Source organism: Bacillus sp. V3B, assembly GCF_024494465.1.
Lineage (GTDB): Bacteria > Bacillota > Bacilli > Bacillales > Cytobacillaceae > Bacillus_BD.
The window spans coordinates 158080-166973 of the sequence record NZ_JAETXM010000006.1 but is presented as its reverse complement, the minus strand read 5'-3'; the positions used below and the strand labels follow the sequence as shown (position 1 = coordinate 166973).

Below are 8894 nucleotides of genomic sequence, written 5' to 3'. Positions count from 1 at the left end.
CTTTTGACTTAAATTTAATTGGCTATTTTTTCTGATAATTACAAATAGTAATCCAATTATACTATATTTTACAATTTCATGTATCCTGATTTTTAAAAATTCGATATTTTTTATAAACAATGTACTATTTGCCTTTCTTCGACATAATGCGATAATGCGGAAAAAGATATGTATCTTAAGTATGAATTAGTAAACAAGTCAATACAAGTTTCTTCATTTTAGCTATATCTAAGTTCCCTGCTTGACGTGTATGTGCATTAATTAATATGGGAAAAATAGTATACAACTACTTTTATACTAAAATAAGAACTCAATTAATAAGTTATTTACGTTCAGCCAGTACTACAGCAAATACCACTATTTTCAGTTTAGAGGAACTAACCCGTTTAAAAAACTTTTTAATAGTTAAAATGAAAAAGAGGTTTATTTTTATCAAATTAGAAATGATACAAAAAAAGGATTGGTGTAATGAAAAGAAAAATGTCTACCCTCATCACAATATCGATATTTTTTTCCATTTCAATCATCATGTTCAATTTCACGGACAAATTGAGTGCTGAAGCTAAAAAAGAAACGAAATATACGCTCGAGTTAAGTCGGTGGGGGATTTATAATGATGGAACCCATCCAAATGAAACAACAAAAGGAATCAATAATGCTCTTCAGTGGGCAGAAGAAAAAGAATACGATACATTTTTTATTCCGAGCGGAACCTATCAGATTTCTAAAGATAGTCAAATCAATATGGTCAGTAATATTACCTTCGAATTAGAAGAAGATGCTGTATTACAAAAGGAAACCAATAACCAAAGTGGATATACGCTCCTTCAAATTGGTCCTGGCGTATATGATGTAACCTTAAAAGGCGGAACCTACAAAGGGGATAAAGGTACACATGATTATTCTAGCGGTGGCACACATGAAGGAGGCTACGGGATCGTCACATCTGGAGCAACAGACATCACGATTGATGGCATAAAGGCCACGGATTTTACTGGAGACGGTTTAGCTGTTGGTGGAATGGGGAAACTCATTGACGAGTTTTATAAGGAAAGTTTTAAATCAGGATCTGTTAATGATTCTGGCAAGCTAATAAACGATCTTAAAAAAGTACGTTTAGAAAATCTCCCACTCACTGATCCCTATTTTGATATCCAGAAAACCTTTCAATTTATTCATCAGCAAAATATGCCGAAGGATTCACATCGTTATATAGCTTATTTTTATCAAAGTGATGGAACCTTTATTTCAAAGCATGATAGTAAAAAATCCAATACGCCTGTAGGTTGGGGGCTAACCCCCATTCCCGAAGAGGCCCACTATATGCATGTTGTGTTTGATGCACCGAAGGTAAGTGACAATGTCTATTTAGAATTTTGGATGCAAGGGGTTTCTAAAAATGTGACCGTTAAAAATTCCGAGTTTGCTTTTAACCGCAGGCAAGGGATAACAATCGGTGGAGCACAGGATGTACTAATTGAGAATAACAAAATACATGATATGAAGGGTACTGCTCCACAATCTGGTGTTGATGTGGAAGCTGGCTATAATTTAAACAATCAAATTACAATTAAAAATAATCATTTTTATAATAACCAAGCCTATGATTTGATTTTGTTTGATGGACGTAATGCCGTAGTAGAAGGAAATCATTTTGAATCAAAGTCCATTGGTCTGGCGATTTCTGAACCATTTAAATATGCCGAAGTGACGAACAACCATTTTGATGGAGCGAGAATCTATGCATACAATTACGCGACCTTTAAGGATAATAAAATGAATGATGCTCTAGCAGCTTTTTTAGGACACGACCTTGTCATTGAGGATATGGAATTCACTGATACTTTAGTGAATCTTGCAAGTTCTAAACCATTTGGGATTAAAGCTTCTAATATCACGGTTAACAATACAAAAAAACTGCATACTCAATTTGGCGTAAACAATAGTCCTATTCATTTAAAAAATGTAACGATTACCGGCCAAGCTGCACTAGACAGTTTTGGTGGCAATGCAACAGACGGCAGTATTTTTGATAATCTAAAGGTCATTGATTATGAAAGAACCCAATTAGCGAGGGGAACATACAACAACGCTGTGTTTGAAGCAGCGGAAGGCAAATCGGGAGTTGCTGTGAATAATTCAGGTACATACGAATTCAATAACAGTCGATTTACTTCCCATCGAGGCGGATTTGAAATTAACCAAGTACATGGGATGCCTGATTTAGTTACTTTAAAGAACTCAACCATCAATGTTCTTGGTGATAACAGTTCAGGAGTTTCTATTCAGGCAGGGAAAAAAGTAGTCATTGAAGATAATACAATCAACACTGGCTTATTTCCATATAAACAGCTAGCTGTCATTAAAATAGGCAATTATTGGAAAATGGATGAGGAATCTAATGTCTCTAATTTGATTATTAGGGGGAACACATTGCATTCAAAGGATAAGGAAGCTATAGGTATTTCCACTATTCATGCGGGTCTTAATATGCCCGATTATCAAATTAAAGATAATCAACTAGGTAATCTAAAGTTAGAATTAAAAGCAAAAGAGGTATTGAAGGAAAAGTAGACTACTGAAGTAAATACAAATGTTTTTTAGTTTAAATGATCATAACAGTAAAGCAACAGCTCCGAACTTCCCAAGGGCTGTTGCTTATTCTATGTATAAGAAGAAATCAAAAGTGAATATTTCGATTTTGATTTCCTGATAAGCTTTCTATCCTTCGTAATAACATTCTAAGTTTAGACTTCTTACTTGAGAAATAACTCTTATGGATGATTAGTGAAACCACTAACACCCCTATACCATTTTTGAAAAGATCATCAACTGAGAAAGAACGAAATGGGACATACATTTGATGAATTTCATCGATCAATCCGCAGGACATTGAAATAACGACAAGTACGAGCTCCATCCCCTTCGTAAACCTTCCAAAACTAAGACAGGCAAAAGTAAAGAATAAATAAAGGATGCCAAACTGAAAAAAATGAAATAATTCAAATCCAATCCCTGCAATGAGAAGAATTTCCATCCTTATATTAGTCGATAAAGAATAAATCGATTCTGGATTAAAATGGCTGGATTGCATCCAAATTAATACCATATATACAATGGGAAGAAGTCCTAAAAACAAACGAACAAAAAATTTATCCACTTATGCACCTGCCTTTAACTTTTCATACTTTTATTCAACAGAACAACTAGTTCTTTAAAGAGAACAACTTCCTCATTATACCTTTATTTCTTTTATTCATCAATTCAGTGTCATGACCTATCTTTTTGGGATATTTTTATAAAATGACAACATGTCCAATCACTCTATTTCTTAAATCATAATATATCTTATACTTGTCAATGACAGAAGGTATACATGATTTTTACCTACTAACAAATATGGTTATTTTTAAACTTTAAGAAAGGAAAATGCTTTATACTTTCTAAGAGAAATATAGAGCACAGCTATCTAGATATTAACTAGAGGAGTGTTTTTCTTGAAGATTTATTTTATAAAACTTGATAAGTGTAATACGATCGAGGTGATGGCAAATTGATCTTAGTTGTTAAAGATTACTTTCAGGGAAGTTTCAATGTAACAAAGACCTATCAAGAGGACCTAATGGGCTTTAAAATTACAAACGATCATAACACAGCATCCCTAACATTTACGATACATGGCATAACGATTTCAGTTAAGCCGATGGAAACCTTTAAGGGTACGTTTTCCCCTTTCAGATCCGTTACTATTAACACAACTGTTCCTTATCGCGCTACCGTTTCGGCACCTTTTGATAGCACGATTACTCCTCCTCCACCTGACACCACAGCACCAAATGAAGTAACAAACTTAACTGCTAGCAACGTGACGGCAACCTCTTTAACTTTATCGTGGACAGCATCAGATTCTGATGACGTTGTAGGGTACGATATTTATAAAGATGGGACACTTCTTGCAACTCTTTCGAATACAAGCATGGAAGTGACAGGATTAACTCCACAAACAGAATATACGTTTCGTGTTGTTGCAAAAGATGGTGCCGGAAACGAATCAAGCGGAACAGAGATCACCGTTACGACAGCAAATGAAGACACGACACCTCCTATCCTAACGATCACACCAGGTGGAACTTTTTCTGATACACAAACCGTCACGATGACAACCAATGAACCTGCAACGGCTTATTATACGTTGGATGGATCTGAACCAACGACATCAAGCCTTGTTTATTCAACACCGCTCACTCTAACGGATACAACGACCGTAAATGCTTTTTCAAGAGATACAGCGGGTAATGAAAGTGCTGTTCAAGCTGTAACCTATACGAAAGTTGTAGAAGAACCAACCCCTGGACTTATTACAGATGGACTTATTTTACACTATGACTTTACCAATAAAGCAGGAACGACCTCTAATACGATTACCGATACCGTAAACAATGTACCAGCTACGTTGGTTGGGGTTACTCATGATGGTGCTACTGATGGATATGTTAATAATAAAGGATTATTGTTACAAATACAGGATTATGTACAGATCCCGACGAATACCAATCCTTTAGATAACTTAATTGATTTAAATAATGGCAATGGATTAACCATTCAAATGATTAGCTATGATACCAATGGTACACATTGGACAACAGATAGGAATGAATTAACTAGTACAAGATCTGGCGGAAGTGTTTTATATCAAAAAAGTGACGGAAATACAGGAAGAATGGGAGCTGGTACTTATTGGGTCATTGACAGCACAGGATACAAACAATCATATGATGATGTCGTTCATCCAGTTGGCTCAGGAGCAACAAACACATTTACATTTAGAATCAATGCTAACAATACTTTAAATTTATTTATAAACGATTCAATTGGAGAAACACAAAATCCAGTACCCGAAGACTTCGAGAAGTTTATTAATACACTGGCAAATTCTCCACTTTATTTAAGGCGTAATGTATTACAAAACACTAATCCTGAAACAGTAGTTGCCTTCCTCATATATAACAGGGCTCTATCTGACAATGAAGTGAGATTCAATTATCATTATTATAGAAACAAAGATCCATTAATAGGATTATCAGTAAACCCCTCCAATGTGCAGTTAAAACCTGGAGAGAGTCAGCGGCTTTCCGTGCAAGGGTTGCCCAATCGGTATACAGAACTGTTAGCTATCACCTACCAAAGTGGTAATGAAGGATACGTGACGGTAGATACAAATGGAATATTAACCGGAGTTACTGACGGCGAAACCATTGTTTCTGTAACAGCCACTTATGGCGATCAAACCTTTAAAGAATATGTAAATGCAAAAGTAGGAGGACAGGTTACTGCTCCTCCCTCCTCTTCAAGAGTCATTGACGGGATGTCGATTAATCGAAAAAACGATACTATCAAGGTAGGGGGAAACTTCGTTGTCATGGCTACCGCACTATCCAGTGAACTTCCTTATGATATTTTTAACGATAATATCATTCTCTGGGAAAGCTCCAATCCTAATGTAGCTAGAATACAATACGGAGTTATGGAAGGCGTGTCACCAGGAACAGCGACCCTTACTGCTTACGACGCAACAAAAACATATTCTGCAAGCTTTGATATTACGGTTGTTGATCGTGTTGAAACTCCATTAACAGAAGCAGAAATTTATTATGTGAATGCAGATAATTATTCGATTAAACTAGATAACACAGATTCAACAAATACAACAAATGGCATTCAAAATGCGCTAAATTATGCCTCCACTAATGGTTATAAAAAAGTTGTCTTTCCTTATGGCACCTATTTAATTAGTCCCGCTGTTAGAAGCATTTATCCACCATCTGATATGATTATTAATTTTAACAATTCTACTCTTAATATTGAACCTAGTGCATTAACTTCTACAGGTTATAAGATGTTCTATTTTACAAATGTAAAAAACACAAAATTAATGAGAGCACATTTATATGGTGAACGAGATTCAACAACACTTCAAAATTCGGTAGAAGGCTGTTTAAGCGTTTTGATTGATGATTGCCTAAATACAGGCTTTGAATCCTGTACTTTTAGTAAATCACCTGGATTTAATGTGATTACTGGGACCATAAGAAATAGGAATATGGGGAAGACAACTCGCAGCGTTTCTGTCAGTAGATTTCATTTTGAACCAGGCAATATAGATGAAAATGGACAGATTGATAACAGTATTACTACAAATTACTACAGGTATAATCAATATATGGATGTATCAGGGTTAGGCGAATACTATTTACTCGGATATACTCAAGGGTATCATGGATATCCACATTTACGGTCACGTTTATATTCGATTCATTTTTATGATGAGAACTATAATCATATCGGGTCACAAATGTATAATTTGCAGTATTATAATTACCCAAAGCCTCCCAATGCTAAATACTCAAAAATTGTGATTTACCAGGAAGCTCCTCCATCATCAGGAGATACTGACTTTAATGGTGCTGTTGCTTTTATTAGGACATTTGGTATGCCAAGAAACTGTTACATTAAAAATTGTACTTTTGAGTATAACTTTAGTACAGGTCTTGCTATGTGCGGCGGCCAAGGCTGGCTTATAGAAGGGAATACATTCTCCAATAATAGAGGTAGAATGCCAGGGTGTGACATTGACTGGGAAGATGGATGGGAGCATATGGTCGGAGATATTTTAAAGAATAATACCTTTAACTCTAGACTAGGTGTCATTTTCAGTGCTGGTGGTAGCTTAGCTGCATTTAATAATACGTTTAATCAATCTACTATGACGGTATGGAGCAGAACACAAAATTACAGAGTGTTTAATAATGTGTTTAACGGTAAAGGCTCTTTCACGAATGACTTTAAAACACAAGGTGATTCTGTATTGGCTAGAAACATATTCATGGATCGTGCAACTTACACAACAGGAATTCATCATACCGGTGCTAGTTATAAAGTTCATAATATTTATAATACTATTGTTTAGTAAATAATTTTAAGAGTTATAACAATACCACTGAACTAACTTTCAAATAGAAGCTTTAGTAAAGTAAGCGTCAAATAGGTTCTTTCCAGTGTTAGTTGAATTTACGTGATTCAAGTAGTAATAATTTATTCCGTAGAAGTTCAAAACTGTTTCTGCCATACATGATGCGTTTGATTGTTTTTAACTTATTCACACTTCCTTCAGCTAATCCGTTATTATAGGGAAGCGTAAATGCATTTTCAACCGCATCTATATCCTTTTTTATTCCATTGAGTTCCGTTGACAAAACTAGTTAATTCACTTAATTCGAGGCCTTCTGCCTCTGCTATCCATGCATGTAAAGACTCTTTCTTCCCTGAAAGAAGAATCTCTTTAAAATACCAAACCAAGTGATGCAATTTACCTAATAAAGTATACTTCTGGACAACGTTCTTTACTTGTTCATGGGGAGTGCTTTAACTTTCTCTACCGGCTTATAGAGTAACTTTAAAAGTCATTTTCTTTCTATGATCTCAGTAGAACCAACGGCATCATAGTCTTTTAGATCTCTTCGTAGCCTTTTTTCTTTCGCTATGAATTGTCTAATGGCAGCTTCTGAGCCTGTATATCCTTTTTTACAAAGAGATGTATAGATGTCTTTATAAGGTGTTCCTTTCGAGCGCAATGAAATGACTTCATTTCTAAAGGGAGACAGTTTCCCCGGACGCTGTACGCCATATTGACCATGGATAGGGTTGAAGTCGGGAGATAAATAATTTTTTATTGTTTTCTTTGTATAGCCTGTCTTATCTGCTATTTTTCTTATACTATATCCCTTTTTCTGTAACGCCCTTACTTCTTCGACTCTACTCATGATCTTCTGGATAGCTTCCTTATGTTCACGGCCACGCCTATCATCTGAATTTTCGGGGATATCTTCTTCAGACATTCTAATATATTTTCGAATTGTTTGAAGACTGCATCTCGTTAGAGATCTGATTTCTTGTATGGTTCGTCCTTGAGAAGCTAAGGACTTGACCAGTAGAATTTTATCGCGTTGTGAAGGTTTACTACTCAGCAGTTCGTTCATCACTTTCTTTTCCTTTGTCAAAGGAATGACAATTCGTCCAGATAAAAATTTATAAATACATTGCGTGATCGCATCAGTCAAATTTTTCACTAAATGAAACCGATCACTGATGTGATGGGCGCTTGGATGAGCTTCTCGAATAGCAGAAGCATATGTATGAGATCCATCTCTTGAGACATATTTTAAATTTGGAAATTGAGAGAGCCAAGCGACAACGTCATCTTTATCTCTTGATTCTATGATATCAATGACTCTGCGATCGTTTAGGTCAACCATCACAGTACCATAACTTGTTCTCTTTTTCAGAGTGAAATCATCGATACAGACAGCTTCTATCTTCTCTTTATTTATTGTCGGTTCGTTTTTTTTGATAATAACAGATCGTACTCTTTTTAATATCGGCTACATGTTGCGTTAGATAAATTACAGCTGACATAGAACTTTGTGTCAGTGAAATTTCGATGATTGCTTCTTTTAATCGTTTTGTTTTTTTTGGCTTTATTGTCTATAAAGGAAAAGGATTCTGCAAACGTCGTACGATCACATACTGGGTTATCACAAAACATTTTTCGATTAGATAACGTAATCAACACTTTTTTATCTTTCTTGAATAAGCAAATCTTGAAAGCTCCGTTTATAGCGAGAGTGGATTCGGGAAGATACTGTTTGACAAAAAGGACACGTACATTCTTTTCAGTAGATTTAACATAGAAATGAATGAAATCTGTTGATATGTCAGTACCTGTACAAATCAAATTATCGTCAAGTAGTTTCATTAATTCATCCATAGCACTATCTCTCCAGTGATCTTTTGTTGGCTTAAGCATAACAGAGTAAAACACTAATTCAACTAACACT

6 protein-coding genes are annotated in these 8894 nt (G+C 35.3%); 2 read left to right on the top strand and 4 right to left on the bottom strand.

Translation table 11 applies throughout. The features are described from left to right. Positions 1 to 468: 468 nt before the first annotated feature. On the top strand, positions 469 to 2574 hold the full coding sequence (locus JMM81_RS10140; RefSeq protein ID WP_256241454.1) for a right-handed parallel beta-helix repeat-containing protein: 2106 nt from the start codon (positions 469 to 471) through the stop codon (positions 2572 to 2574). Positions 2575 to 2680: 106 nt separating this feature from the next. On the opposite strand, the gene JMM81_RS10135 is transcribed toward JMM81_RS10140, so the two are convergent. After that, positions 2681 to 3160 (bottom strand): VanZ family protein, encoded by a 480-nt coding sequence (locus JMM81_RS10135; protein WP_256241453.1) that lies wholly within the window; start codon positions 3158 to 3160, stop codon positions 2681 to 2683. 393 nt (positions 3161 to 3553) lie between these two features. Between JMM81_RS10135 and JMM81_RS10130 the strand changes: the two genes are divergently transcribed. Next, on the top strand, positions 3554 to 6967 hold the full coding sequence (locus tag JMM81_RS10130) for a chitobiase/beta-hexosaminidase C-terminal domain-containing protein (protein ID WP_256241452.1): 3414 nt from the start codon (positions 3554 to 3556) through the stop codon (positions 6965 to 6967). Positions 6968 to 7058: 91 nt separating this feature from the next. Here the strand turns inward: JMM81_RS10130 and JMM81_RS10125 are convergent, their stop codons facing one another. The 3 genes from JMM81_RS10125 to JMM81_RS23290 all read right to left on the bottom strand — a co-directional run bounded on the left by JMM81_RS10125 (position 7059) and on the right by JMM81_RS23290 (position 8893). Beyond that, on the bottom strand, positions 7059 to 7253 hold the full coding sequence (locus JMM81_RS10125; RefSeq protein ID WP_256241451.1) for a transposase: 195 nt from the start codon (positions 7251 to 7253) through the stop codon (positions 7059 to 7061). A gap of 207 nt (positions 7254 to 7460) precedes the next feature. Then, positions 7461 to 8357 (bottom strand): transposase, encoded by an 897-nt coding sequence (locus JMM81_RS10120; RefSeq protein ID WP_256241464.1) that lies wholly within the window; start codon positions 8355 to 8357, stop codon positions 7461 to 7463. Positions 8358 to 8428: 71 nt separating this feature from the next. Next, the gene (locus JMM81_RS23290; RefSeq protein ID WP_256241450.1) at positions 8429 to 8893 is read right to left on the bottom strand and encodes a hypothetical protein; all 465 of its coding nucleotides are present in this window, start codon (positions 8891 to 8893) and stop codon (positions 8429 to 8431) included. Between the last annotated feature and the right edge of the window lies 1 nt (position 8894).

What these genes read in the sequence shown, in the direction of transcription:
- JMM81_RS10140 (WP_256241454.1), top strand. Translation starts at nt 469, where the DNA reads ATGAAAAGAAAAATGTCTACCCTCATCACAATATCGATATTTTTTTCC.